We start from the raw sequence: 26,286 nt of genomic DNA on the forward strand, positions 1-26,286 counted from the left end.
AAGATAACATCTGTACATCGCTGAGGAGGGAACGTATGAGAGCAGTCACATTTCAAGGCGCAAAAGACATTCAGGTCAAACACGTGGAGGATCCTTCCATCCAGACTCAGGATGATATTATCGTCCGCATCACCTCTACGGCTATTTGCGGTTCCGATCTTCATATATACCTAGGGGCTATGCCTGCGACTAAAGATTACGTGATCGGCCATGAGCCTATGGGGATAGTAGAAGAGGTCGGAGCTAACGTAACCCGCGTGAAAAAAGGCGACCGCGTCGTTCTTCCGTTCAATGTTTCTTGCGGCCACTGCTACTATTGCAATCACGATATGGAGAGTCAGTGCGACAATTCCAACGGCAACCCGGATGTCCATACCGGAGGTTACTTGGGTTTAACTGAACGCTATGGCAACTATCCTGGCGGGCAGGCTGAATATTTGCGCGTACCGTACGGGAACTTTATGCCGTTTGTCATCCCCGAGTCATGCGAATTGGAGGATGAGGCGCTTCTCTTCTTGTCCGACGTTCTGCCTACGGCCTATTGGAGCGTGGAGAATGCCGGCGTGAAGCCAGGCGATACCGTCACGGTGCTCGGCTGTGGACCGGTCGGTCTGATGACCCAGAAATTCGCCTGGATGAAGGGGGCTAAACGGGTAATCGCCGTGGACCGCCTTCCTTACCGGCTGCAAAAAGCAAAGCGAATGAACAACGTTGAAAGCTACAATTTTGAAGACTATGATGATATGGGCGCGTACATCTGCGAGATCACCAAGGGCGGAACAGATATTGTGATCGACTGCGTCGGCATGGACGGGAAGAAGTCAACCATGGAAGCCATCGGTCAAAAGCTGAAGCTCCAGGGCGGAACGTTAAGCGCAATTGATATTGCCATCGATGCCGTTCGCAAATTCGGCACCGTTCAGCTGACCGGCGTATACGGCTCATTGTACAACATGTTCCCGCTGGGCCATATTTTTGAACGGAACATTACCCTTACCATGGGACAAGCCCCCGTCATCCATTATATGCCGGAGCTGTTCAAGAAGATCACCGCCGGGGAATTTGATCCAACCGAGATTGTATCCCATCGGCTTCCACTGGAACAAGCAAGCGATGCCTATCGGATATTTAGCGATCATGAAGAAGACTGCACCAAGGTGGTTCTGAAGCCGTAGCGTCAATTCACAGCGACAAGAATAAACCAAGCATCTCCTCTCACAACCTTTGGATTGGATAGGAAGTGCTTGGTTTTTTGTGTCCCGGTTCATGAAAATTAGTGATTTTGTGTCCCGGTTCATGAAACTTAGTGAGTGAGCTAAAATCTTCCGGATGAGTGTTGGAGGTTTCGACATAACCTCAAGTCTCAAGGGATGCGTGTCTTCAACGGCAAACACATACGCCGGGTCGCACGCCTATTCGGTTGCTTTTCTGGGATTCACCCGAATGATCGTCCCGCATGGATCGGATATCCAGTAGCCCTGCGAGTTCTCGTAAACCTCCACCTCATCCCTGCGATCCACCTGACGCTCTCTCAAATAGGAAGCGGCCGCCTCGGGATGATCCGTAGTGACCTCTAACCAGACATCCTGCTGAGCATAGTGAGTCATGCAATCCAGCCATAAATTGTTGGGGCCGTGCTGAAAGAGGTGTGAACCATCCTTGAAGCCCAAATAAGGCAGCTGCAAAACCTCTTTGTAAAAATGCACCGTTTCCTCATACTTGTACTTCGGAATTTTAAGGGCAATATTGTTTCCGCCGACAAACCGAATATCCGCTGATGACATGAGTACAAACCTCCGTCTGTTTTTTTATTATCGTATCATGCTGTGGCTTCAATAAATTCTTCTAGATTGCTATCCTGTCAATGATAGGCTAAGACGACCTCGGCATCGGTTTATACCAGTTTGGTATATGCGTCTGAAACTCCTCATACCAGTTCAGTACCTCTTGCGCCTGATTCAGCATAACCTCCACTTCCTGCTCTCCGAAGGGAATCGCCCAATGAATCGAGGAAATCTGATTGCTCGCGATATAAAGTGCCATTAATCTGAAGAATGAATCCGGTACCTCTCCACCTTGGAAATATCCGTGAATACGACCGGATGCAAACCACGGGCTAATTACGGCATCCCATGTAATCCGGTTAAACTCCTCCCAAGGATCACCGGAATCCGCCCGGTTGAAATCGATGATGCCCAGTTCACCTTCTGGAGTAACCACCATATTGCCGATATGATAATCCCCATGCTGAAAAGCACGGGGCCGTCCCTCAAGCAAATAGCGATGCTCCTCCATATAACGAATCATGTTGTCCGCACCTGCGAGTCGGATGCCACAGCTCCCATAATTTTTGATGTACCTATCCATCTTGGAACGATAATAAACCGCCCACGTATCAAAGCCGCTTTCAGCCGGAATTCGATGCATTTCGCTTAAATATCTGCCTGCCTGAACGCCAAGCCGGTACTGCTCCTCAGAATCCAGCAAAGGAATCACATCCCTTGCATCTTCTCCCGGAACCCATGTGAACAGTGAAAATACTAGCCTGCCCTCATGGCAGACGCCAAAATCAATCGGGCGGGACATTCGCATTTCGATAGGATCCAGCTTTTTTACCGCTTCAAACTCCCACCGCTTTCGCTCATATTGAGAGATATCGGATAATCGAAGGAGCCACTCCTGGCCTTCCGTATCCTGAACATAGTATTTACGATCTGCCGACCAGCCCTTGGCAACCGTTTGAACGGTCAGCCATTGATCTGCCCCCGGGATTTCGCGAATCGTGTCCTGCATGCTGCACACCCCCTATATTCGATATCCGGCACGATCTTTAAATCTCATACATTATAAATGAAGAGGGTTCTATAGACCATGCAGATAATTTCCGGCTAAACACGGAAATACATAAATTCATCTTCTCCCCATAATCACTGACCGTAATTGCCAGGAATGATGTAATATACTCGACTTACAGCATCCATCCTAATATAAAGCGAGGGTTTACACATGAACATGAGCATAGAGGATTTTACGACAGAATGGTTAAAAGAGGCACGGATCACGGAACAAGTCATGGACGCATTAACCGATGATTCGCTCAAAACCGCCATGACGGATCAGCATCGCACGCTCGGTCAGCTGGCATGGCATTTGGTCATGTCGGTTCAGTACATGACCATGCTCGGTCTACAATTTGAAGGCCCGTCCCGCGAGCAGGGAATCCCGGATTCCGCCGCCGAGATTCAGAACAGCTACCGCCGGATCCGGCATGCCTTTCTGGATGCCGTGAAATCACAATGGAGCGAGGATGATCTTCGCGCTACCCGTGAATTCGACGGAGAGCCTTGGACCAATGCGGCATTCCTGCATTTTACCCTGGTTCATCAAGCGCATCACCGCGGACAGATGACGGTGCTGATGAGACAAGCCAGCCTGCGGATTCCCGAGCTCTACGGTCCGACCTACGATTCATGGATCGACAAGGGCATGGACCCGCTCGTGTAAAAAGGATACAATTTATTCGAAGTAACATGGGGATTCTCCCCATCTGGAAGGAGCATTCTTTATGTCTAAAGCGGATAATATGCTGTCGATCCTGTGGATGCTCCGCTCGGGCAAAAAGATGACCGCACAGCAAATCGCCGATGAACTGGAAATCCATGTTCGAACGGTGTACCGCTGCATCGATTCGTTATGCGCCAGCGGCGCGCCCATCATCGCCGATTCCGGGCCGAACGGCGGCTTTCGGATCCTCGGACAGTTTGCCGAATCCCCACTGATGTTTGATGCAGAAGAGCAGAAGGCATTGGTGCATGCTTCGATCTTTGCCAAAGAAAGCGGCTATCCGTTTACCGACGCGCTGCAGCGGGCGATTGACAAGCTGAAGCTGTATACGAACGAAGAGCAGCTTTCTCAGATCGAACGGCACAGCGGCGGCGTCTCGGTGTTGCAGCCTCCTGTCCATAAGGGGCTGCGGCCGCTGCTTCAGACGCTTGAAAGTGCCGCGGCGCACGGGCAAACCCTGAAAATGACGTATTCGAAGGGCAGGGAAGGCGCCAGCATTACCCGAAACTTTGACCCCTACGGCATCATCCACTGGAAGGGTCAATGGTATGCCGCCGGCTTCTGCCATCTGCGTCAAGAGATTCGCAATTTCCGCGTGGATCGGATCATTGGGCTGGAGCCGACAGAACATGTATTTGAACGGCCCGCTGATTTTTCGGCCAAGGATGTACTGCTTGGCAGTCTGCTGCCCGATCAAGGCAGCCATGAACGGCTGGTCCATGTCGTCATCCAAGGCCACGAGCATGTTCTGAATGAATTAAGTCAGCATTGGTTATTTGGACATACGCTTGTGAAACGCTGTGATGGAGAAGCTCATTTCCGACTGGATACGTCTTCGCTGACGTCCTATGTTCCCTATTTTCTTCTCCCTTATGGCAAATCTTTAACCATTCTGGAGCCCGCTTCTCTTGTTCTGAAACTGTCAGAAATCACGACAAGCATGGCGCTCCATTACGAACGCATGTTAAGCGACATGACCAAAAAGGAAGGGTGAACCCGATGGAGAAATTCGCGATGTACGGAAAGTTGATCGCCCATCCCGGCAAACGGGATGAACTTGCAGAGATCCTGCTCGAAGCAGCAGCGATGCTTAGCGATAACAAAGATTGTGAACTCTATATCGTCAACGTTTCGGACAGCGATCCGAATGCCGTATGGGTCACGGAATTGTGGAGCAGCCAAGACGCGCATGCCGCTTCATTGCAGGGAGCCGATACGTCCGAGCTGCTTCAGCGCGGACGGCCGCTGATCGCCGGCGCGGAGCCGCTCAAGCTTAAACCGCTTGGAGGAAAAGGTTTTTAGATATAGCTGGTCTGAAGAAAAGAGGCTTTCCCCGAATCGAATTTCTGGGATAGCCTCTTTTTTGCTATATATTGTTCCGGTATTCCGAGGGGCTGTAACCAACCTCTTTACGAAACGTTTTCGAGAAATAGTTCGCCGATTCAAAGCCGGTTGCGTCCGCAATTTCTTTGATGCTCAGAGGGGTCGTTCTCAGCATGAGTTTGGCCTGCTCCATCCGCTTAAGGCTTAAATATTTCTGCGGCGTGATCCCGAAATGCCGCTTGAAGTACTTAATAAAATAATTCGGATGCAAATGCAGCGTCCCCGCCATCTGCTCCAGCGTAATCTCCTCATGCAGGTGATTCTTAATGTACTGCTGCACTTTGTGGAGCCTGCCCATATCTTCCATTTTGTCCTTATGAATCTGCGGGTGCTGGTGTTCGAACACTCGGGACAGGATGTCCAGCATCACCGACTTTTCCCGCAAACGCGCGGCGATGGTATCGGAGCGATGCGCATCGACCAGCTGCTGGAATAATGCCGGCATCTCTGCGTTCCCCGACAAATCATAGCAATAGGGAACGTTCAGCCAGGAAAATACATCGGAATCGCCTACGGTCGCCGAGAAGTGCGACCAGTATTTAAGATAGGGGCGGCCGCTGATGACAGAGTAGGATTGCCTGGTCCGTGCCGGCATCAGAACCAATTGACCCGGAACGGGATACAGCTCCTCATCGCCGATTTTCACCCATCCTTCCCCATCCAGGATAAAATAGAGCTTGTTGTAAGACACGGTGTAGTCGAATTCCTTCCACTCCGGCCAGCACTGCGTTCTTTCGGCCTCCCAGATCTGAACCTGCATGTTCAGGAGCATCTGCTGAATGGCTTCATGTTCATTTCGTTCATTCTTCATCTTCGATTATCCTCTAAAGTTATTATAATACCCGTCAGAGTTAAGTAATTATCTATTCATACTAACACATTCTTGTTAAAATCAAACTCGACAATTCCAAGAATCGGAGGTTTGAATCCATGACAACGACTACCACTCCAACCAATCAAGTCATCCAGGAACGAAACCAGCGTGTGAAATGGTTCCAGAACGACCGTTTCGGCATGTTCATCCACTGGGGGCTCTACTCGATCCCAGCCAGAGGCGAATGGCTCCGAAGCTCGGAACAGATGAGCATCGAAGACTATCAGACCTATTTCGATGAATTTGATCCCGTTGACTATAATCCGCGGGAGTGGGCCAAAGCGGCCAAAAAAGCAGGCATGAAATATGCGGTGCTGACGGCCAAGCACCATGACGGATTCTGTTTGTTCGACAGCAAGCTGACGGAATATAAATCAACGAATACCAAAGCCGGGCGGGACCTCGTGCAGGAGTTTCTGGAAGCTTTCCGTGAAGAAGGCCTTAAAGTCGGCCTCTACTTCTCGCTGATCGACTGGTACCATGAGGACTATCCGGCCTATGGAGACCGTATTCACCCCATGCGCGCGAACGAAGCCTTCAAGCGCGATCCTAAAAACTTCGACCGATACCTGGATTACATGCACGGGCAGGTCCGAGAGCTGCTGACAGGCTACGGCAAGCTCGATATTATGTGGTTTGACTTCTCCTATGGCAACATGCGCGGCGAAGTGTGGCGCGCCACCGAGCTGATGAAGATGATCCGCGAGCTGCAGCCGCACATTCTCATCGACAACCGGCTCGAAGGCAGCGGCGAGAGCGGAGGCAGCATCTATACTACCGATCCTTCCGTTTACAGTGGAGATTTCGCTTCACCTGAACAAATCATTCCGCCGCACGGCGTCGTGGATCAGACAGGTGCCCCGATCCCGTGGGAAGCCTGCATCACGCTGAATAACAACTGGGGGTATGCAGCCGCCGACCGCAATTACAAATCGGCAACCACGATCATCCGCAAGCTGGTGGAATGCGTCAGCAAGAACGGCAACATGCTGCTGAATGTTGGACCAGACGCTAGAGGCGTCATCCCGAGGGAGAGCCTCGACGTGCTGGAGGAAATCGGTGACTGGATGAGCAAGAACGGCGACAGCATCTATGGCTGCGCGGCCGCTGATTATCCGAAGCCGGATTGGGGTCGGTACACCCAAAAAGGCAATAAGCTGTATGCCCACGTCTTTGAGGAGTCCATCGGACCGATCAATCTCATCGGCATGGCCGACAAGGTGAAGAAGGCCCGTCTGCTCGCGGACGGATACGAATTGTTCCTCAGCCGCCCATGGAGCGCAGCGGAATTCATCGAGGACGCATTTGTGAATTTCGCGCGGCCTGAACACTTCACCTATCCGCTCCCCGACAAACGCAATACCGTCATTGAACTGGAGCTTTATGACGAATCCGATCGTTCGTAACGATAAGATCGCATATACCATGAACTAATTCCTATAAGAGCCTGACTTGATGTTTTGTTACATCGCGTCAGGCTTTTTTTTATGCCCCGACACCCCTATCCTCCTGGAACATCAAACCATTCCAAACGCAAAAAAATCGTATTGCACAATAACTGTTTATGCTATATACTAATTATCAATTAAACTGTTTATTATATATACAATTAATTAAAGGAGATGTTCTGACAATGAGTAACTATGCTGTTGAGATTCGGCAACTTCGCAAAAGCTTTGGGCACCAAACCGTGCTGGACGGGATCGACCTGGGCGTGCCGCAAGGAAACGTATTTGCTCTTCTGGGTCCTAATGGGGCCGGCAAAACAACCCTGATCAACATCCTGTCCACATTGGTGACGCCCGATGCCGGCAGCGTGAGGATTAACGGATTTGATCTCCGCCATCACAAGCAGGATGTGCAGCAGTCCATCAGTCTGACCGGCCAATTCGCTGCCGTTGACGAAGTATTGACTGCGGAAGAGAACCTGCGGATGATATGCAGGCTGTCCGGTCTATCTGCAGCGGAAGCGCGCCTGCGAACCGCCGAACTGCTCGAACAATTCGATCTCACTGCTGCTGCCGCCAAGCGCGTGAAGACGTATTCGGGCGGGATGAAGAGACGGCTTGATCTTGCGATCAGCCTTGTCGTTCCGCGGCCCGTGCTGTTCCTGGATGAACCGACCACGGGACTGGATACACGCAGCCGCCGTACCCTGTGGGATATCATTCTGCAATTGAAGAGCCAGGGCATCACCATACTGCTGACCACGCAGTATTTGGAGGAAGCGGATCAGCTCGCGGATCGGATCGCGGTCCTGGATGGCGGGCGAGTCGTTGCTGAGGGAAGCCCGGCCGAGCTGAAGGCCCGGGTCGGAGGAGAAGTGCTGGAGCTCCGTAACGAACACGAAGAGGTGATTCACAGGATTCCGACAAGCGGCAGCATCGGGGACGTCGCGCAGACGCTTCAAGAGTTCACTCGCCTGATACCGAATGAGACGCGCGTAAGTCTTCATAGACCGAATATGGATGATGTATTCCTGTCGCTAACCGACAAGAAATTGGAGGAAATCATATCATGAGAGCAACAGCTTCGAATACAAAAACAACGTCCTTCGCGGTCACCCAGACCGTCTTTATCGGTCGCAGCTTGCGTCACAGCATCCGGAACGCGGAGGCGATGATTACGGCAATGATGCTGCCAATCATGTTGATGCTGCTGTTCACCTATGTATTTGGCGGCGCCATTGATCCCAGCGGACAGTATGTAGACTACGTGGTGCCGGGAATCATTCTGCTATGCGCAGGTTTCGGATCGTCCAGCACGGCCGTCGATGTCTCCCAAGATATGACCAATGGCATCATTGACCGCTTCCGGACGATGCCCATTCAAAGCATGAGTGTTATTACAGGACATGTGGTAGCCAGCCTTGCCCGAAACATGCTGGCAACTGGCGTCGTTATCGCTGTGGCTCTGCTCGTTGGTTTCAGGCCTTCAGCCGGACTTCTGGATTGGATTCTCGCCATCGGCTTGATCGCGCTCTTTATCTTTGCTTTCACCTGGCTTTATGCCGCCATCGGCCTCGTTGCAGGCAGTCCGGCAGCGGCCAGCAGCTATGGATTCGCCCTGCTCTTCCTCCCCTACCTCTCCAGCGCCTTCGTTCCTACGGAGACGATGCCGCGATGGCTGCAAGGGGTCGCAAGCAATCAACCGATCACGCCGGTGATCGAGTCCATTCGTGGGTTGCTGACGGGAGGTTCCATCCAGGGTCATATCGGCTGGGCAATAGGATGGTGTCTGTTCATCCTTATCGGCTCCATGGTATGGAGCATGTGGACCTTTAAGAGAAAAGCTGGGCGACGCTAAATATGCATAGGGGGCGACAGCTATCCAAGGATGCCCCGGACCATGCATCGTGCGCATATTGGAGCAGTGCGCACGATGTAGCATTGCTTTTTTAAGAGCCACTCTGGACATGGCATCTGCCTTCCAGCGGATGTCATGTCCGTCCCGGAACGATATCTACCAAACCCGACGCTTGTTAAAACATCCGCTTTGGCCTAATCAACCAGCAAAAAAACCGATCCTCATGCGAGGATCGGTTTTTTTACCCAGCTGCGGCGCGCTTTTACGGCACTTTCTTACGGCAAGTTCATACTCCACACTCTTACTGCACTTTCTTACTATACACTCTTATCTGCATGCTCTTACGGCACTTTCTTATTGCACTCTCTTATCCACCACGACCTGTAACTGTAACTTTGGCCGATATCATTACTTGTCCGACTTTCCCGGCTGTGTCTTGGTCTGGAGATAATGATCAATGCCGTCCAGAATGCGTTCTAACCCGAAATCAATGTCATTGCCAATCGGATTCACTTCCTCGTTGTCTTCCGTATAGACCCCCGACATCACAACCGGATACAGGAACGGAAACCGATCCGGCTTCATAAGCTGTTTCAGCGCTGCCGTATAATCGATTCCACTGAACTGTTCCGGGGTGGAGCCTGCCTGTATGGCGCGGTCCATATCCCGCTGCATCATGCCGCTTGATCTAGCGTAATTGCTTAACAAGAGAATCAAAGACATCCGCTCATAATCATTCAGCGGCAGATCCGTCATGAACCGCAGACCCCAATCGATAAATCGCAGATTATTCGGCGTAATGGGAATACCCGTAATCGGAATGTCTCCAAACCAGGGGTGATCCCGGAATACCTGCATCGTCGATTTGACGTAGACCCGCATATTCTCGCGCCAGTCGGCAGAATCTTCCGGCGGAATGGGAATATCGCACGCGGCGTTCTGCATCAGCAGCAAAAGGTCGTCCTTACTGGAAATGTACCGGTACAGCGACATGGCGGTAAAACCCAAGGAGGACGCGATTCGATTCATGGAGACAGCGGAAAGCCCTTCTTTATCGGCGATCTCGATAGCCGTCTCCACAATCTGCGACAGGCTCATCTCCCGTTTCGGTCCCCGCTGCGGCGGCTTTACCAATCCCCAGCTAAGAGCCGCCCCTCTGGGCAGCTTGGATCCAATATCCGAATCCATACTCTCATCGTTTGACATAAACAGTGTATCCTTTCTGCATCCTAGCTTCTGATGGCAACTGCTAATTGTTTATATTATAAACAGTATATCACATGTGTTCACCCTTATGAACCAGGTAGAATATGAGCACGCATGCGAGGATACCGACTTGACCCACGTATACTCAATCATGTGACAGATGCATCAAAATGTTGACCAGCTTCCCGAACGGATCGCGGACAAAAAAGCGTCTTACTCCCCAAGGCTCATCAACCGGTCCATATTCAATGGAAAAGTCTGACCGCCTCATCGCATCCAGCACAGTCTCTAGCTCATCCACTTCGATCGACAGATCCGGGACGGGCGTGCCGCCGCCTCCCTCGGAAGCAAAGCTGATCTGTATGCTCATCCTCTCCTGCGAGCCATAAGTGGTGATCCAGCCATGATCCATTAACATATCCAGACCCAGCACATCTTGATAAAACGTCTTGGCTGCGGCGACATCCTTCGTTGCGACATTTGCGACAATGCGTTTAACTCCCAACTTATACTCCTCCATTCATCACGCTAAAAATATCATTACAGCTACGTTATACACACCCTCATGTAGCTACACGACTAAAGTATAACAAATCCTTCCAACAAAAAAAGCTGTTGAGATTTAATTCAACAGCTTTTTCGTTAGCTCCCTGATGCAGTTGTTGTTCCCTTCCCTCATGCAGAAGCCTGACGGCTTGTGCTCAGACCTTAGCTTTTTCGGTAATATGAACCAACGCTCCATAGGGGGTTGTTCTCATCATGGACGTATCCTTGAATTAAGCGGAACTCGAGGTCGGCCTGATGATGATTTCATTCACATCGACTTCCGGCGGCTGCTCGATGGCGTATAAAATCGCATGCGCAATCGAAGTCGCCGGGATGGATATTCTTCGATATTCCTTCATGACCTGTCTGGCCGTATCATCGGATATACTGTCGGCCAGCTCCGAATCCGTCACGCCCGGCGATATTTGCGTGACCCGAATACCGCTGCCGACCTCCTGGCGCAGGCCCTCCGAGATTGCGCGAACCGCATGCTTGGTGGCACAATAAACGGCTGCGGTTGGCGATACTTCGTACGCACCAATGGAAGCGATATTGATAAATTGGCCAAAGCCCTGCTTCTGCATCACCGGCAGCCCTGCTGCGATACCATGGAGGACGCCGCGGATGTTCACATCGATCATCCGGTTCCACTCGTCCACCTTCAAGGCCTCCAAGGGTGATAGAGGCATGACCCCGGCATTGTTGAGCATGACATCCATCCGCCCGAACTGGCTTACCGCCAAGTCGATGAAAGATTCCATTTGATCGAGATGAGCCACATTCAGCGATTGGTAAACCGCTGAGCCGCCTTCCCCATTCAAATCGGAAGCAAGCTTCTCCAGCCGGTCCGTTCTTCTTGCCCCAAGAACCACATGGGCGCCATGATGAGCCAGCAACCGGGCTGCCGCTTCGCCGATCCCGCTGCTCGCGCCTGTAATGGCCACGACTTTTCCTTTTACGTTAGACATACAACTCTCCTCCTGATCCTGTTCTGAACTTCCAAGCCAAGCCGTCTTCTGCTATAAACGCACGGTCAGTTTTCCCGATACAATACCATCCCTGCATGATAGAGAACGCCGTCCCGAAAATCACCGTCAGCCGTAAATCCGGTGTCATCCACATATTCGATATGATCGCCTTGAATGAAATAGCGGCCTTGATAGGCGCTTTTGCGCCGACCCCGTGCTTCATCATAACGACCGTTCGGCAGCAGCTCGTGGCGGATATATCCGTCCTTGGTCACCCACATGCCTGCATAGGGATGCTGCACCCCATTCGCGTTAAGAGCTGGATCCATTGCATATACCCCCATTCCTCTTATCTGATCCTCTTGAATTTCATGAATAACCGTCCTGTCTTCAACCATCGAGGATATTCTTATTATGCGTTCACACAGCATTCATTCGGTAGCCGAATCCACCACGATTCTTGCCTATTCCTACAAACTTGATTAAGATTAAATCAGATACCATCGGAGGAGGTTTATCGAACCGGGATGTTAGATCATGAAGGAATCAGTCTGCAGAACGAACTTGCAGGATACATAGAAAAATACACGGGTACTGACGGTACGCATGCTACGGCTATAGCCGATCTATCTTTTATACGGGCATCCAATGAGTCGGAAATGATTCACTCGATTCATGAGCCCGCACTGTGCATCGTGATTCAAGGCAGAAAACTAATCATGCTGGCACAGGAATGCTATTTTTACGACCCGTCCAGTTATCTTGTCGTCTCGCTGCAATTGCCCTTATCCGGCCAAGTGATTCAAGCATCACCGGAGAAGCCCTACCTGTGCCTTCGGCTGGATTTGGATCGACATCAGATCTTCGATTTACTCAAATCCTGCCAAGGGACTCCTCCTAAGAAATCCGATTCCAAAAAAGCCCTGTTTGTCAGCCCGATGAATCAAGCGCTGCTGGATGCCGTCGTCCGACTCGTACGCCTTCTGGATACGCCAAAGGATATTCCCGTCCTTGCTCCTCTGATCACGAAGGAAATTCTTTATCGAATCCTTCAAGAAGAACAAGGCCAATCCCTGAAACAGTTTGCCGTCAGCGGCAGTCATGCGCAGCGAATCGCGGCAGCGGCCCAGTTGATCGAGCAGCATTATAATCAGCCCTTACACATCGCTAACCTGTCCGCAGCCGTCAATATGAGCCCTTCTTCGCTTCATCATCACTTCAAGGAAATCACCGCCATGAGCCCGCTTCAATATCAAAAACAAATCCGATTGCAAGAGGCCCGCCGGCTCCTGCTCTCGGAAACATCCGAAGCCGCGGATGCCGGCTTTCAGGTCGGCTATGAGAGCCCCACTCAGTTCAACAGGGAATATGCCCGCATGTTCGGTTTGCCTCCGATCCGAGATATCAAGCGTCTTCGCGATTCATTGGACCTCGGCCCCAGGCAGGGCCATGCTTGATTGGGACAATACAGCTCACGGTAAAGATTTCGCCAAACACAAAAAAACGGCATGGCTGCCGTTTTTTCTACTTTGGGCACCCGATGCCCTGCATTCTTTTATTTTTCCTATCCCTTCGTTCCGCCCTGCAGCCCGAAGCCCTTGGACATGAATTGCTGGGAGAGAATGTACATGATGATCGCCGGGATGGCGTACAGCACCGAGAAGGCGGCCAGGCTGCCGTAATCGACCATGCCATACTGCCCGAAGAACTGATAGAGCTTCAGGGAAGCCGGGAATTTCTCAGGCGACTGCAGCAGGATATACGGGACGAAGAAATTGCCCCAACTGCCCGAGAAGGTAAATATCGCCACCGTACAAATACCCGGAACCATCAGCGGTGCCACGACCTTGCGCATTCCCGTAAACACCGAAGCCCCGTCCACCCAGGCGGCTTCCTCCAGATCGCTCGGCACGGAATCCATGAAATTCTTCATCATCCAAATCCCGTATGGCATGGACGACGCTACATAGAACAAGATGACGCCCAAAATATTGTCATACAGCTTCAGCCCCAGGAACAGCTGGTAAACAGGCACCATCACAGCCGTAATCGGGAGCGATGTCATAAACAGAATGGTCAGCATAAAGGGTTTCTTATATTTCATCTGATAACGGGATAGCGGATAAGCTGCAAGCAGCGCCAGAAGAACAACCAATACGGCTTGGCCAAGCGACATCACCAGACCAATCAGGTAAGCACGCTGGTTCTCGCTGCTGGTCATCACCTCGACATAGTTTGCGCCGGTAACCTTGCTGGGCATCTTCAGCGATTGCATCGCATTCGGATCGACGGAAGCCACGAGCACCCAGAGCAGCGGCAGCACAAAGCATATGCCGATCCCCGTAAGGATCGCGTACGGCAGAATACGATAGATTAATTTACGTTGTTTGGCATTCATATGATCTCACCTCTGGTTACTCTTTCATCGACCTGATATACAGCAGGCTTAAGACAATCCCGATCAACAGCAGCAGCAGCGAAATGGCGGTTCCATAGCCTAATTGATAGTTTACAAACGCCTGATTGTACATAAAGATCGGCAGGGTTGTCGTGGAGTTGCCCGGACCGCCTCCGGTCATCGCATAGATGAGCCCGAACACCCCGAGCGTCTGTAAAGTAACCAGCATCATGTTCGTTGTAATGGTGCTTTTGATGTAAGGGAGGATGATGCGCGTGAAGATTTTCCACTTGGAGGCTCCATCCACCACCGCCGCTTCCTCGATTTCGTTAGGCACGTCATCCAGCGCTGCTTGAAATACCAGCATCGAGAAAGCCGTGCCGTGCCAAATATTCGCAAGAATGATCGTCAGCATCGGGACGGTAAACAGCCAGGTCACTTCCGAAAATCCAAAAAAAGTGATAATTGCATTGAGCGTGCCCTCATCCCCGAAAAAGCTGTACAGGCAAAGGGCGCATACAATCTCGGGCGTCACCCAGCCCGCCAGCACAATCGTTCCAATCACCCGCCGAAACGTCTTGTTCCGCTGCTTCATCAGCAGCGCGATTAGAAATCCCAGCACCTGCTGCCCGATCACCGCCGAGCCGATGAGGAAAACCAGCGTGTTCCAGATACTGATTCGAACCGTGGGGTCCTGGAACATCCGGGTATAGTTGTCAAGGCCGATAAACTTGAGCTCCCTCGCCGCTTCGCCGGTTAACGCCAGATTGGTGAAGGAATAGAAGAACGTTAACAGGATGGGATATATAAAAAACACGAGCATAATCGCGATTGAAGGCAGCAAAAAAAAGAGCCAGGTATACGTTTTTCTTCGTTTCGGGTAAACGTCCACGGACAGACTGCTCATGTGTGGTTCTCCTTCCATACGGATGATCTGAAAAACCGCTTGCCCAAGCCTCCGCGATGAATGGAGTGCTTGAGCAAGCTGGTTTTGCTTATAGCCGATTATTTCTCCACGATATGATCCGCTCCGACAATGCGGGTGACGTCCTGCGCATATTTATTCATGGCATCCGCAGGCGACGTTCCCGTTGCCACGGACTCCACCATCGTCTGGATTTGAGTCGACACTTCCGGATACTTCTCCTGCGCCGGTCTGAACTCTGCGTTCTGCAGGTATTCGGTCGCGATTTCGTTGAACGGCATTTTCGTATATTCCGGATCCTTGGCAACATCGGCACGTACCGTGATATTCCCCGAGGACATGACAAGCTTCTGAGTATTTTCCTTGTTTAGCGCATACTTGATAAATTCCCAAGCCTCGTCTTTATTCTTGGAGTTGCTTGGAATCGACAGCGCCCACCCTCCGGCCAATGTAATCGACCCAGGGTCCTGCCCTTGGCTGGTCGGCATCGGTGCGAAACCAAGCACATCTTTGTATTCAGGCCATGGCGCCGCACCTGATTCCATATAGTTGCCCGTAATCCAGGAGCCATCAAGTGAAATGGCCAGCTTGCCCTGCGGCAGGTATTCGCGGGAAGCCGTGTTGCCTGCCTGGCCATTCAATACTTTGGAGAGCGGCGGTCCGAGCTTCTCTTTATTCACCGTCTCCACAAAAGTCAGCGCATCCAGAATGCCCTGGCTTTTCGTAATCCATTTGCCGCTGGCATCGTCATACAGTCTTTCGCCTGTTCCATAAAGCAGCATTTCGTAGGTTTGCATGGAGGTTGCTTCGCCTGTAGCCTTGCCCATGTTCATCCAGATCGGCACAACGTCAGGCGCCTTCTCCTTGATCGTTCGCGCAGCGCTTAAGACCTCTTCCCAATTCTTAGGCTGCCAATCCTCCGGAAGACCCGCTTGTTTGAAAATGTCCTTGTTGTACCAGAGTCCCCTGGAATCCGTATTGTATGGAACGCCATATACCTTGCCATCGCTGGCGGTGACCCCCTTCTTCATCGCTTCGATAAAGGAACCGTTGCTCCAGTCTTCCCACGCTGCCAATTTATCGTCAAGCGGCTCCAGATAACCTGCGCTTGCATCAGAGTTGAGGATAAAGGTATCCTCTGTCACAATATCCGGCGCCGTATCTTTAGACTTGAGCGCCAAGGCCACCTTGGCAAAATAATCGCCTTCCGATGCCTGAATCGGTGTCGGCTTAATCTCTACACTTTTATCGGGGTAACTGGCCGATACTTCCTTAAGCCATTTATAGAACGCTCCGTTCTCGCCGATTCCGTCATCCCGAAACGTAACGGTAATGATTTTCTTAGCCGTTTCTCCATCCTTTCCCGGCTCCGGATCACCGGTATCGGCCGGCGTTCCCTTCCCCCCGGTACAACCGAATAACAAAGAAACGCTTAATAAAGCCGTCGTTACTAGCCAAAATCCCCTCTTACCTGACTTCATACGGATCCCTCCTTTTGGCTGCAGCATATTTGATATATTATCCAAAATTTGTATACGCTTACGAGAGCGTATATATAACTCTATTTTGAAAATAGTGTGGATATTCTGAACTTTTTTTCGTTGAAAGGAGGCCACTCGATATGAAAGCAACGTGCAGCAGCCATTCCTTCGGCATTTTCTCTTCATATTCTTTATTTTCATAACGGGCGACATAACAAGCTAATTACCAGAAATAGAAAATATTAATATGTATTTCTGAGTCTATAGATTGATTATGAAGTCTCTGCATGTTTAGGTCTTTACTTTTGCTGGAAATCCTATTATATTTGTATGTACAAACAATTAAATGAGCTTACTGGAACCATACCCGTAATAACCTATGACATTGGAGGTATACCATCCATGAGTGACCGCTTGATTTTTTTGTTGGCTTTATTCTCGGTAACTGGATCAGGACTCATAGCCGGGCTGTTCTTCGCTTTCTCGTCTTTTATAATGACAGCGCTGGCCCGGATTCCGAACGAACAGGGGATCAACGCCATGCAGTCCATTAATGCAACCATACTCAACCCGACGTTCGGTGCACTGTTTACAGGTACTGCCCTAACGAGTATCGTCCTTGCAGTTCTATCCCTTATGCGCTGGGGGGAACCGGGCTCGTTATACTTGCTTACCGCCAGCCTGCTCTATTTAGCAGGATTCCTCGTAACGATGGCGTTCAACGTCCCGCTAAATGACGCACTGGCCGCCTTTGACCCGGGAAGCAGTGCCGGAGGCGAGGTGTGGAACAACTACCTGAAACGCTGGTTGCCCTGGAATCATGTACGAACCATCACTTCTTTAGGGGCGATGATCCTGTTTGTTTTTGCGCTAAGGCATCTTAACTAGCATGCGATAATGAAGTGTCGATGACCCATAAGCCTTAAACGCCTGTTCATCGTTCCACACAAGTTATGAAATGCCGATTCTAAACTTGCGCCCGTCGCTTGATCCTCGATGATAACCGAAACATCGTCGTTCTCTTCCACGGACGATTGAGTTTGCTGCAGGGAGGACTTCACGAAGGAACAACGTTCCTCAAAGCCGTGCAATAACTTTCTAACAGATCACCCATACCAACTCTACCGATTCTTCATTAGATATACTATCAATCTAGTAAAGGCGGTGGAGATATGGGGATTCTCACGATAGATCAGTGGAATCACACATGCCAACTTGACACTTCAGCCAAGCCGCGTCGTAACATCGGATGGATATCAAGCAATTGGAGCGGTTACAGCATCACTGGAAAAAAAGGGGCTTTCAAACGGATCTCCGCCAAATGGAATGTGCCGTTTGTTCGTCCAAGCCGCGGGGCGTCCTACTCCTCGGCATGGATCGGCATTGACGGATTCGGCAACAGCAATCTGATACAGACCGGAACGGGTCATGAATTCATAGACGGCAAGGCTTATTATTATGCTTGGTGGGAGATTCTCCCCGCCTCGGTTACGATCATTCCGCTGCCCATTCAGCCGGGCGACCGTATGCTTGCCAGCATCATCAAGCGCAGCGGCTCGAACTGGTTGATCTGTCTTCGAAACGTATCCCGGAACTGGACCTTTCGCACATTGCAGCGGTACAATGGTCCACAGACCTCGGCGGAATGGATCGTCGAAGCGCCGCAGGTCAATGGGGCTCTTGCGACCATGGCACGATTATCCCCCGTCGCCTTCTCCTGCTGCCGCGTCAATGGGAAAAGCCCCAAACTCACGGCGGATGATGGGGGCATTATGCTTCAGAATCTAAGCGTCACCTCCATTCCTTCTAATCCGAACAAGGCAGGAGACGGTTTCATTGTCAAAAGCGTTCGTCAATAAGGGGCTTGACCTTCACGCAGCGTAAAGGATTATCCTCATGATAATACGGAGCAGCCATGCTCCGGTTAGAGGAGGAAATCAACATGCAATTGATCGCTATCGATACACTAACCCATCAACAACAAGCTTTGAAATCTGAGCCTGAGCTGCGGAGCTCCGCATATGAGCAGCTTGTGAATCAGCCACTTCAGCCGTTTATGGACACGATACGTAAGCGTATGCCTCAAGGGCAGGACGATTACGATATGACGCAGCTGCTGGGATTATACCGCTTGGCCGCTCATCCTGAGGAGGCGCTCCAGGCTTTGTCCCGACTTGAACAAGCCGGCTCCTGGAGCCGGTGCAAGGAAGCCGTGATGAAGGCTTATACTGCATTGAAACCGCAAGCTCACGGCATTGAGCTGGGGGAATTGCTCTTCACCCTAGCGCTCGGTGATCATGAGCGGTTCGGCCCGCATCCCGGATATACAGGCTCAGGGGGAACGCCGGGGCAAATCATGGTTGTTGTGTGGCCGAACGATTATAATCTGCCAAGGCTCGCAGCCATTACGGCACATGAATTCCATCATAACGTCCGGCTCTCTTACGAGCCATGGAGCGCAGAGACAACGGTCGCTCAATACCTTGTGCTGGAAGGACTCGCTGAAGCTTTTGCCGCCGAGATGTACGGGGAGGATCACTTGGGACCCTGGGTTCATTCCCTGGACGAGGACCAGCACAGCGAGCTCCTGCCGCGCTACCGGAAAGCGTTGCACATAACCGGGTTCAATGAGATACGAGGTTACATGTTCGGGGATCTGGAAGGGGACTTTTACGGGTTCACGAAGATGGGCATTCCGCCTTATGCGGGTTACGCCATCGGCTATCGGATCGTAACCGAATATTTGAGGCAGAGCGGTAAATCCGTGGTGGAGGCTACTTATGTTCCCTGGAAGGAAATCATAGCGGAGTCTCCCTACTTCAGGGAATAACAACTCCGTAGCCCATTAACCAACAACAGCCGCTGCACACCGGAAAAGCCCGGCATGCAGCGGCTGTTTCTATATCATGCTTCGTAAACCGGTTTTCCCTTGAACAGCACGGCCCGGCGGCGTGACCTCCTGGCAACGGCTTCTGCGGAGCAGCTGGCTTCTACGATCACCGCGTCCGCCGCATCTCCGACATTAGGCCAGGCATAACGGCCGTCCTGTTCTAACGGCGTCACGCCTCCCGTAATAAACCCGAGAGCCTGTCCGAGCGAACGCTCATCGTACATATGGAAGCGTTCGGCCAGCGTGCCCGCCTTGTCCAGATTATCCCCTTTGCCAAACGGGGACCAATGGTCCATAATGCTGTCTTGCCCAAGCGAAATGTCTACGCCGCAGCGGTGCAGCTGCGGAATCGGGATGGTTCGGCCAAGCGGTACGGAAGAGGTGACGGAAATGCCCAGATCCGCCAACCGAATCGCCACTTCATCCACTTCGCTTGGTGAGACGTCCGCGAAAGCCAGCGCATGGCTGAGCGTGACTCTCCCGTTCCAACCCGCTTCCTCCGTAAGGTCAGCTACATACTTAAAGGTATTCAGCCCTACATGCGACGACTCATGCAGGTGCAGGTCAATGCCGGCGTTGGCTTCAACCGCCAGCTCCATCACGGTGTTCAGTGATTTCTCCATGTTCTCATCCACCGTTGTGGGATCCAGACCGCCAACAAGCGCTGCTCCGTTCCGGAGCGCTTCCCTGACCAGGGAGACGGACTGGCTTCGAAGCAAGCCGTGCTGAGGAAATGCTACAATCTCAACAAAAGCTTTTTCCCTGTATCCTTCAACCGCCTGCAAGGTGGCCTCTAAATTTCTCAAGCCGACAACAGGATCCACATTGCAATGGGAGCGGATATGGGTAGACCCGTAGCGCAGCAGCAGATCCAGCAGCCCCTCCGCTCTTTCCTTGGCGGTAGGAAGAAGCTTCGGAAGCAGTCTCTCTTCCTCCTCGATTCGGCTGAATATTCCGTGAGCCGGACGGCTCGGTGCCTTCCAAGGGCCTCCATAATAGGTTTTGTCCAGGTGGATATGCATATCCCTAAATGATGGGAGCATTAGATCCCCCAACATGTCCCGAGTCGGCAATAACGTATCAGGCAAAGCATCCGCCGGGCGGATCTCTGAGAAAGCCCCATTCTCTATTTTCATATGAAAAAGTCCCGTTTCGGTTCCGATCACGACGTCATCCTCGCAGCGATAACCTGTTTCCAGACGGACATTCAGCAGCCAATATGCAGTGCTCTGTTCGTTCATAGCGTTCATCCCCTTCTCGCTTATACTGCCTTCTATTTGACTTGCTCTTTGTTTATAGCGTCGCATCCAATAGGATGCGTTCGATCTCTTGGTATCCCCGCTCCCTGGCATGCTGCAGGGGAGTTACGCCATTCCCGTCGGAAATCCGAGGGTCCGCTCCATGATCCAGCAGCAGCTTCACGATACGCTGATAATTCTCGCTGCCGTCACCCAGAATAACAGCCTCCAGCAGTGCGGTCCAGTTCAGATTATTGATATGGTTCACATCGACGTCGGTCCGGGTCAGCAGCTCCTGAACAATCTTCACATGTCCGCGGTCAGAGGCCGGAATGAGAGCCGTCCCGCCATAACGGTTGGTCAACGTCACATCCGCATCGGCATCGATCGCCAACCGCAAAATTTCCATCATTCCCTCAGCACCGGCGTACAAAAATACATTGTTCAGTTGATGATCCCGAATATTGATATCGGCGCCTGCCTGGATCAAAGCCTCTACCGTTCCGACATGATTATGGTAGGTTGCAGCCATCACGACCGTTCTTCCTCGCTCATCCGTCGCATTGATGTCTGCGCCGGATTGAAGAAGCTGTCGTACTTGCTCCGTATTGCCTTGCTCGGCATATTCAATGAGTTCACGATTCATATTCTGCACCTCTTCTTTCTCCGGATTGGGTTGACAGGCCGACAGGAAAAGGATCAATAGAATGGCTGATAAACGCGGCACTCGATGCTCCCTCCTCTTTCTATCGTGTATATTGGTATGCTAACATGAGACAGAACCATATGAAAAATACTTAAAAAATTGAATTCACTAAGGTTTTTCATATACAAGGAGGGTTGCATCAACCTATGGACATCAGACAGCTCCGCTATTTTATTGCCATCGTGGAGGAAGGTACGATCTCGCTTGCCGCCAACCGGCTTCATATATCCCAGCCCCCTCTCAGCCAACAGCTGAAAGCAATGGAGGAAGAGCTCGGGTCCGTCTTGGTATATCGTAGAGGGAAGCGGCTTGAAATCACCGAATCGGGTAAAGCGCTGTATAAATATGCGCTCCAGATGACCCAGCTCATGGAAGAGGCCAAAGCCGAGGTGAAAGAGGTCGGGAACGGCGATAAGGGTACGCTGAGTCTTGGCATCAATACATTATCTTCGGTAGAACTGCCGTCATGGCTGCATGAGTTCAAAGCAAGATACCCTCAGGTTTCGTATAAAATTCAGCAGAACGAGTCGTATCAGCTCTGTGAGCTCGTGAGAAACCGGTCGCTTGAAGTAGCGATCGTTCGCCTGCCGCTTGAATTGGATGATTTCTCGATCCTTCATCTGCAGACGGAGCCTTTTTATATGCTCACTTCTGAGCCATCCATCGAACAGGAGATAACCCTCCCGCATATTGCGCAGTATCCGCTCATTCTGCCAAGCACGGAAGGGTTAGGCGTGTATTATACGATCCAGATGGCTTTCTCGGAACAGAAACTACAGCCGAACATCGTAGCCGAATGCTCCGACATTTCGCTGCTGCTGCGTTTGGTCGCTTCGGGTTTTGGCGTGGCGATTGTTCCCGAAACGCTGGTCAAGCAGCATGTGCCTGCATCTGTTCATGCCTTCAAAATCAAGGACACCCCGGCAGCGGCTTCCACAGCCTTGATCTGGCTGAGGGATCATCACGTCTCCAGAACGGCTCTGAACTTCATTGACTTGTTGTCAAGCGCCTTATAAATACGGCTTCCCTAATCGCACGCTCATAAAAAAAGAGGACAGCGCTAATGAAAGCTCCGTCCTCTGGCAAGAATCTGATGCGGTTATTTTGTACGATACAATGAACCGGCAGTCTCATGCTCCTGCTTCTGACCTTGGGAGTGAAGATACAGCTCTTCATAATACCCATGGGAGTCCAGCAGCTCCTGATGCGTGCCTTGCTCCACGATCCGACCTTTGCTCATGACCAGAATCCGGTCTGCCCCCATGATGGTAGATAGGCGATGGGCAATAACAAGGGTCGTTCGCCCTTCGGCCACGAGCTGCAGCGCGTTCTGGATCAGCTGCTCCGTATGCGAATCCAGGTTGGCGGTCGCTTCATCAAGAATGAGAATCTTGGGCTGGAAGACGATGATCCGAGCGAAGGAGATCAGCTGCCGCTCGCCGGCGGACAGGCCGCTCCCCCGCTCCGACAACCGGGTGTCATAGCCTTCCTTCATCCTCATGATGATCGAATCCGCACCGATAAAGCGGCAAGCCTCGATCACCCGTTCCCTCGAGATGGTCTCATCGAACAACCGTACATTGTCCAGCACCGTCCCGGAGTAGAGATACGGCTCCTGCTGAACAAGGCCTACCATCCGGTGCAGATCGGACTGTGCGAGCTCCCTGATGTCGATTCCATCAATCCGAATGCTTCCTTCGTTCACGTCATAGAAACGGCACAGGAGACTGATGAGCGAGCTTTTTCCCGCTCCGGTGGTTCCGACGATTCCGATCATCTCTCCGGGGTTGATATGGAGATCCAGGTCCTGAATAACCGGCGCTCCGCCTTCGTAACCGAACGTGATCCGGTCAAAGTCAACGCGTCCCTCGACGCTTGCTTTCTCAATGGCCGCCGGCTTGCGTTGATCGGTAACCTCAGGCTGAATCGCCAAGAGACCCCATATCCGGTTAATCGCGACCGTCGCCGATTGCAGCGTATTCCACTGCTGGGTGATCGTGTTGATCGGCTGGAAGAATAAACGGATATACGTTATGAAGGCGTACAGCACGCCGAACTCCAGCGTTGTCCCCAGGACGGCTTGTCCGCCGAGCCACGTCACGAACGCAATGGCCAAGTTGTTCAATATTTCGTAGGAGCGGTTAAACAGCACATTCGTCCGGATCTCCCGAATATTGGCCTTGAAGTAAGAGCCGTTCCGTTCCTCGAACTGCTTCTCCTGCTCCTTCTGCTGATGGAAAACTTGAATTAGATTCATCCCCGAGAGATTCTCGGCCACAAAGGCCACCAGCCGGGATAACCGCGTTCTGGCCATCTGGTAGGTGTGGCGCATATAACGCCGGAACGCAATGGCGATCCCTGCAATGATCGGCAGCAGGATCAAGCAGTATAAGGTCAGCGTAACATCGAGCTGGAACATCAGGATCAGAATGAAGATCAAGGTGAAGCCGTCGCGGAACAGGCTGAGCAGCACCTGGTTAAAAAATTGATTAATCGCTTCGGTATCACTGGATACATGCGTAATCAAGCTACCGCTCGGCACTTTATCGAAATAAGACATCGACAGCTTGGATATATGGGCAAACAGCCGTTTGCGAATGCTCGCTACAATGCTCTGCCCCGCCTTTTGCAGCAAATTATTTTGCAAATAGGTGAACACCATACTGAGCAGCGATAACAAAAAATAAATGCCGCAAATGACCATCAGGCTCCGAAAATCGTTCTTGCCGACCATCAGATTATCATCGATTGCGATTTTCATCAGGTACGGCTGCAGCAGCTCTGCCGATATGGCAATCAAGGTGCAGCCGATAAACCCGGCAAAGATCAGCCGGTATTCCTTCATGTAACCCGATAAAGCACGGAATGTGGATATATACTTGGGCTTGGACTGAGGGGCATTCAGATCCGCCTTCTGGTCCAGCTGCCAATTGTTAATGGCCTGTGCCATGATGCTTCATCCCCTCTTCCTGAATGTCATGCAGCGTTCGGTACAGTCCGTCCTTCGACAGCAATTCCTCATGCGTACCCCGCTGAACAATCTCTCCCTGATCCAGGACGATGATCTCATCGGCATGTTTCAGTGCACTGATCCGGTGCGCAATAATGATCGTGGTCTTCCCATCGCGGATATCCCGGATCGTCTCCATGATTTCCGTCTCCGTCACCGCGTCAACCGCGCTTACGCTATCATCCAGAATGAGGATCGGTGCATCCTTGATCATGCCCCGTGCAAGGCTTGTCCGCTGCCGCTGTCCTCCGGAAAGCGTAATGCCTCGCTCCCCAAGGCGGGTTTCGAACTTGTCCGGAAACTCTGCGATGTTGTCATACACCCGAGCTTTTCGTGCCGCTTCCTCAACGATTGCCGGCTCTGTGTCCCGTTTATAGAAGGCAATATTCTCGCGGATGGTCGAGCTGAACAGGAAGCCGTCCTGGGGAACATAGGCGATCCCTTCACGCAGGCTTTTTAATGTAAGCTTCCGAATATCCTCCCCCCCGATCAGCACTTTCCCCGAAGGCGGGTCATAGGTACGCAGCAGCAGCTTCATAAGCGTAGTCTTGCCGCTTCCCGTTCGGCCAATAATGCCTAGCGTCGATCCTGGCGGAACATCCAATTGAATACCGCGCAGAACCTGTCTGGCCCCCTCCTCTTGACCATCCACATCGTCGTAGGAAAAGGATAAATCACGCACTTCAATGCCCGGGATCTCCTGATTCAGCTCCTTGGCGCCGGGCAGTTCCTTAATATCGGCCTGCTTGCCAAGCAGGTCGTTCAATCGGTCAAGCGAAGCCCTCGCGCGCTGAACGACATTAATAACATTGCCGATCTGCTGCAGGGGATTCATCAGCATGCGAATGTAAAGCGTCAATGCGACAAAGTTTCCGACTGTAATGCGTCCCAGAATCGTCAGGTAACCGCCGAATAAGAGGGCGATAATGAGTGAGGTGGCGCCCAGAAACGGAATGATCGATTGAAAGAGCGATGATACGCGTACCAGCCGCAGCTGCTTGTCCCGGATGCGGTCCACCGTCGTCCCAAAGCGCCGCTTCATCGTATCTTCCACCGCGAACTTCTTGGTGACGCGGATCCCGCCAAACTGCTCCTCCGCGGATTCCGTCATCAAGCCCAGCGCTTCCTGCACCTGCAGCGATCTTCTTCTGATAATCGGTCCGAGCCAAACAACAATAACCGGAATCAGCAGCAAAGGGGCGATGCTCGCAGCCACCAGATACAGCGGTACGTTCGTGATCAGCAGCATGACGATCGTGGAAACCAGCAGGATGGAGGAGTTTGCCGTCTGATTGATCCCCATCGAGATGGCTTCCCTTACCGTAGTCACGTCATTCATGAAATAACTTAGCAGCTTGCCAACGCCATGCTTGGAATAAAATCGCTCACTGAGCCCCGTAAAGTGGACAAACAATCGGCGCCGGTTCATAAATTCGAAATACCGCCCCGTGTACATAACCAGAAACTGGCCGATCCCGCCGATGACGGCAAAGCCGACGCCGATGCCCAGCAGCGTCCAGCTGTAACGCACGATGCCATCGACAGACAATAAACCATCCTTCAGTTCATCCGTAAAATGGCCCAGCACCCTTGGGAAATTCACGTGAATGATGTTGGCTACCAAATGGCAGCAAATCGACAATACATAAAACGGCCACGTCTTCCTGAAAAAATCTCCAAGTATTCGATGAGAGTCCAATGTCCCATATCACTTCCTGTCCCGTTGTTGGATTGATTAGCCCGTTACGTTCCTCCTTCCATACGTTTGCTGTGCTACTCTCATATTAATAG

26 protein-coding genes are annotated in these 26,286 nt (G+C 51.6%); 12 read left to right on the top strand and 14 right to left on the bottom strand.

Features of this window, described 5'->3' with window-relative positions; translation table 11 throughout:
* Positions 1-35 precede the first annotated feature (35 nt).
* On the top strand, positions 36-1,175 hold the full coding sequence (locus OHJ21_RS16190; RefSeq protein WP_486020536.1) for a zinc-dependent alcohol dehydrogenase: 1,140 nt from the start codon (positions 36-38) through the stop codon (positions 1,173-1,175).
* Between the two features lie 237 nt (positions 1,176-1,412).
* On the opposite strand, the gene OHJ21_RS16195 is transcribed toward OHJ21_RS16190, so the two are convergent.
* Together OHJ21_RS16195 and OHJ21_RS16200 are read right to left on the bottom strand one after the other, a co-directional pair.
* Positions 1,413-1,784, bottom strand: a complete 372-nt coding sequence (locus OHJ21_RS16195; protein ID WP_100538607.1) for a hypothetical protein — start codon at positions 1,782-1,784, stop codon at positions 1,413-1,415.
* Between the two features lie 88 nt (positions 1,785-1,872).
* Positions 1,873-2,793: an aminoglycoside phosphotransferase family protein gene (locus OHJ21_RS16200; RefSeq protein ID WP_486020539.1), complete on the bottom strand. Its 921-nt coding sequence runs from the start codon at positions 2,791-2,793 to the stop codon at positions 1,873-1,875.
* Positions 2,794-3,006: 213 nt separating this feature from the next.
* Here OHJ21_RS16200 and OHJ21_RS16205 point away from each other — a divergent pair, with 213 nt between their 5' ends.
* The 3 genes from OHJ21_RS16205 to OHJ21_RS16215 all read left to right on the top strand — a co-directional run bounded on the left by OHJ21_RS16205 (position 3,007) and on the right by OHJ21_RS16215 (position 4,866).
* Positions 3,007-3,504, top strand: coding sequence for a DinB family protein (locus OHJ21_RS16205; protein WP_486020540.1), 498 nt, complete (start codon positions 3,007-3,009; stop codon positions 3,502-3,504).
* A gap of 61 nt (positions 3,505-3,565) precedes the next feature.
* Positions 3,566-4,558: a helix-turn-helix transcriptional regulator gene (locus OHJ21_RS16210; protein ID WP_326114644.1), complete on the top strand. Its 993-nt coding sequence runs from the start codon at positions 3,566-3,568 to the stop codon at positions 4,556-4,558.
* Positions 4,559-4,563: 5 nt separating this feature from the next.
* Positions 4,564-4,866 (top strand): putative quinol monooxygenase, encoded by a 303-nt coding sequence (locus OHJ21_RS16215; RefSeq protein ID WP_100538611.1) that lies wholly within the window; start codon positions 4,564-4,566, stop codon positions 4,864-4,866.
* Positions 4,867-4,930: 64 nt separating this feature from the next.
* Here the strand turns inward: OHJ21_RS16215 and OHJ21_RS16220 are convergent, their stop codons facing one another.
* Positions 4,931-5,758 (bottom strand): AraC family transcriptional regulator, encoded by an 828-nt coding sequence (locus OHJ21_RS16220; protein WP_100538612.1) that lies wholly within the window; start codon positions 5,756-5,758, stop codon positions 4,931-4,933.
* Between the two features lie 119 nt (positions 5,759-5,877).
* Between OHJ21_RS16220 and OHJ21_RS16225 the strand changes: the two genes are divergently transcribed.
* From OHJ21_RS16225 to OHJ21_RS16235, 3 genes are all read left to right on the top strand, one after another.
* Entirely contained in the window at positions 5,878-7,227 is a 1,350-nt protein-coding gene (locus OHJ21_RS16225; protein ID WP_100538613.1) for an alpha-L-fucosidase, read from the top strand.
* 227 nt (positions 7,228-7,454) lie between these two features.
* On the top strand, positions 7,455-8,342 hold the full coding sequence (locus OHJ21_RS16230; RefSeq protein ID WP_100538614.1) for an ATP-binding cassette domain-containing protein: 888 nt from the start codon (positions 7,455-7,457) through the stop codon (positions 8,340-8,342).
* Positions 8,339-9,127, top strand: a complete 789-nt coding sequence (locus tag OHJ21_RS16235; protein ID WP_165789679.1) for an ABC transporter permease — start codon at positions 8,339-8,341, stop codon at positions 9,125-9,127. The genes OHJ21_RS16230 and OHJ21_RS16235 overlap by 4 nt, the downstream gene beginning before the upstream one ends.
* 408 nt (positions 9,128-9,535) lie before the next feature.
* Here the strand turns inward: OHJ21_RS16235 and OHJ21_RS16240 are convergent, their stop codons facing one another.
* The 4 genes from OHJ21_RS16240 to OHJ21_RS16255 all read right to left on the bottom strand — a co-directional run bounded on the left by OHJ21_RS16240 (position 9,536) and on the right by OHJ21_RS16255 (position 12,176).
* Positions 9,536-10,333: a TetR/AcrR family transcriptional regulator gene (locus OHJ21_RS16240; RefSeq protein ID WP_100538616.1), complete on the bottom strand. Its 798-nt coding sequence runs from the start codon at positions 10,331-10,333 to the stop codon at positions 9,536-9,538.
* Positions 10,334-10,478: 145 nt separating this feature from the next.
* Positions 10,479-10,838: a VOC family protein gene (locus tag OHJ21_RS16245; RefSeq protein ID WP_100538617.1), complete on the bottom strand. Its 360-nt coding sequence runs from the start codon at positions 10,836-10,838 to the stop codon at positions 10,479-10,481.
* Positions 10,839-11,109: 271 nt separating this feature from the next.
* The gene (locus tag OHJ21_RS16250; protein WP_100538618.1) at positions 11,110-11,847 is read right to left on the bottom strand and encodes an SDR family oxidoreductase; all 738 of its coding nucleotides are present in this window, start codon (positions 11,845-11,847) and stop codon (positions 11,110-11,112) included.
* A gap of 65 nt (positions 11,848-11,912) precedes the next feature.
* Entirely contained in the window at positions 11,913-12,176 is a 264-nt protein-coding gene (locus OHJ21_RS16255; RefSeq protein WP_100539491.1) for an Atu4866 domain-containing protein, read from the bottom strand.
* Between the two features lie 198 nt (positions 12,177-12,374).
* Here OHJ21_RS16255 and OHJ21_RS16260 point away from each other — a divergent pair, with 198 nt between their 5' ends.
* The gene (locus OHJ21_RS16260; RefSeq protein ID WP_100538619.1) at positions 12,375-13,304 is read left to right on the top strand and encodes an AraC family transcriptional regulator; all 930 of its coding nucleotides are present in this window, start codon (positions 12,375-12,377) and stop codon (positions 13,302-13,304) included.
* A gap of 107 nt (positions 13,305-13,411) precedes the next feature.
* Here OHJ21_RS16260 and OHJ21_RS16265 read toward each other — a convergent pair whose 3' ends face one another.
* From OHJ21_RS16265 to OHJ21_RS16275, 3 genes are all read right to left on the bottom strand, one after another.
* Positions 13,412-14,245, bottom strand: coding sequence for a carbohydrate ABC transporter permease (locus OHJ21_RS16265; RefSeq protein WP_098748258.1), 834 nt, complete (start codon positions 14,243-14,245; stop codon positions 13,412-13,414).
* A gap of 16 nt (positions 14,246-14,261) precedes the next feature.
* Complete coding sequence (locus OHJ21_RS16270; RefSeq protein ID WP_100538620.1) at positions 14,262-15,152, bottom strand: carbohydrate ABC transporter permease; 891 nt, start codon at positions 15,150-15,152, stop codon at positions 14,262-14,264.
* A gap of 98 nt (positions 15,153-15,250) precedes the next feature.
* Positions 15,251-16,651, bottom strand: a complete 1,401-nt coding sequence (locus OHJ21_RS16275; protein ID WP_486020542.1) for an ABC transporter substrate-binding protein — start codon at positions 16,649-16,651, stop codon at positions 15,251-15,253.
* A 402-nt stretch (positions 16,652-17,053) separates the two neighbouring features.
* Here OHJ21_RS16275 and OHJ21_RS16280 point away from each other — a divergent pair, with 402 nt between their 5' ends.
* The 3 genes from OHJ21_RS16280 (at position 17,054) to OHJ21_RS16290 (ending at position 19,481) form a co-directional block, all read left to right on the top strand.
* Positions 17,054-17,539: an anthrone oxygenase family protein gene (locus OHJ21_RS16280; RefSeq protein ID WP_326119200.1), complete on the top strand. Its 486-nt coding sequence runs from the start codon at positions 17,054-17,056 to the stop codon at positions 17,537-17,539.
* 284 nt (positions 17,540-17,823) lie between these two features.
* The gene (locus OHJ21_RS16285; RefSeq protein ID WP_394054325.1) at positions 17,824-18,510 is read left to right on the top strand and encodes a G1 family glutamic endopeptidase; all 687 of its coding nucleotides are present in this window, start codon (positions 17,824-17,826) and stop codon (positions 18,508-18,510) included.
* Between the two features lie 83 nt (positions 18,511-18,593).
* Positions 18,594-19,481 carry a DUF2268 domain-containing putative Zn-dependent protease gene (locus OHJ21_RS16290; protein WP_394054324.1) on the top strand — a complete coding sequence of 296 codons (888 nt, stop codon included), beginning with the start codon at positions 18,594-18,596 and terminating at the stop codon, positions 19,479-19,481.
* Positions 19,482-19,555: 74 nt separating this feature from the next.
* Here the strand turns inward: OHJ21_RS16290 and OHJ21_RS16295 are convergent, their stop codons facing one another.
* Both OHJ21_RS16295 and OHJ21_RS16300 read right to left on the bottom strand, forming a co-directional pair.
* The gene (locus OHJ21_RS16295; RefSeq protein ID WP_100538625.1) at positions 19,556-20,782 is read right to left on the bottom strand and encodes an amidohydrolase; all 1,227 of its coding nucleotides are present in this window, start codon (positions 20,780-20,782) and stop codon (positions 19,556-19,558) included.
* 52 nt (positions 20,783-20,834) lie between these two features.
* Positions 20,835-21,425, bottom strand: a complete 591-nt coding sequence (locus OHJ21_RS16300) for an ankyrin repeat domain-containing protein (protein ID WP_486021048.1) — start codon at positions 21,423-21,425, stop codon at positions 20,835-20,837.
* 206 nt (positions 21,426-21,631) lie between these two features.
* On the opposite strand from OHJ21_RS16300, the gene OHJ21_RS16305 reads away from it, so the two are divergent.
* Positions 21,632-22,501, top strand: coding sequence for a LysR family transcriptional regulator (locus OHJ21_RS16305; RefSeq protein WP_326114627.1), 870 nt, complete (start codon positions 21,632-21,634; stop codon positions 22,499-22,501).
* An 83-nt stretch (positions 22,502-22,584) separates the two neighbouring features.
* Here OHJ21_RS16305 and OHJ21_RS16310 read toward each other — a convergent pair whose 3' ends face one another.
* Positions 22,585-24,435 (bottom strand): ABC transporter ATP-binding protein, encoded by a 1,851-nt coding sequence (locus tag OHJ21_RS16310; RefSeq protein ID WP_127591689.1) that lies wholly within the window; start codon positions 24,433-24,435, stop codon positions 22,585-22,587.
* Complete coding sequence (locus OHJ21_RS16315) at positions 24,419-26,194, bottom strand: ABC transporter ATP-binding protein (protein ID WP_486020544.1); 1,776 nt, start codon at positions 26,192-26,194, stop codon at positions 24,419-24,421. Before OHJ21_RS16315 ends, OHJ21_RS16310 begins: the two co-directional genes overlap by 17 nt.
* Positions 26,195-26,286: the final 92 nt, after the last annotated feature.

Source organism: Virgibacillus sp. LDC1, assembly GCF_025792345.1.
GTDB lineage: Bacteria > Bacillota > Bacilli > Paenibacillales > Paenibacillaceae > Paenibacillus_AQ > Paenibacillus_AQ lautus.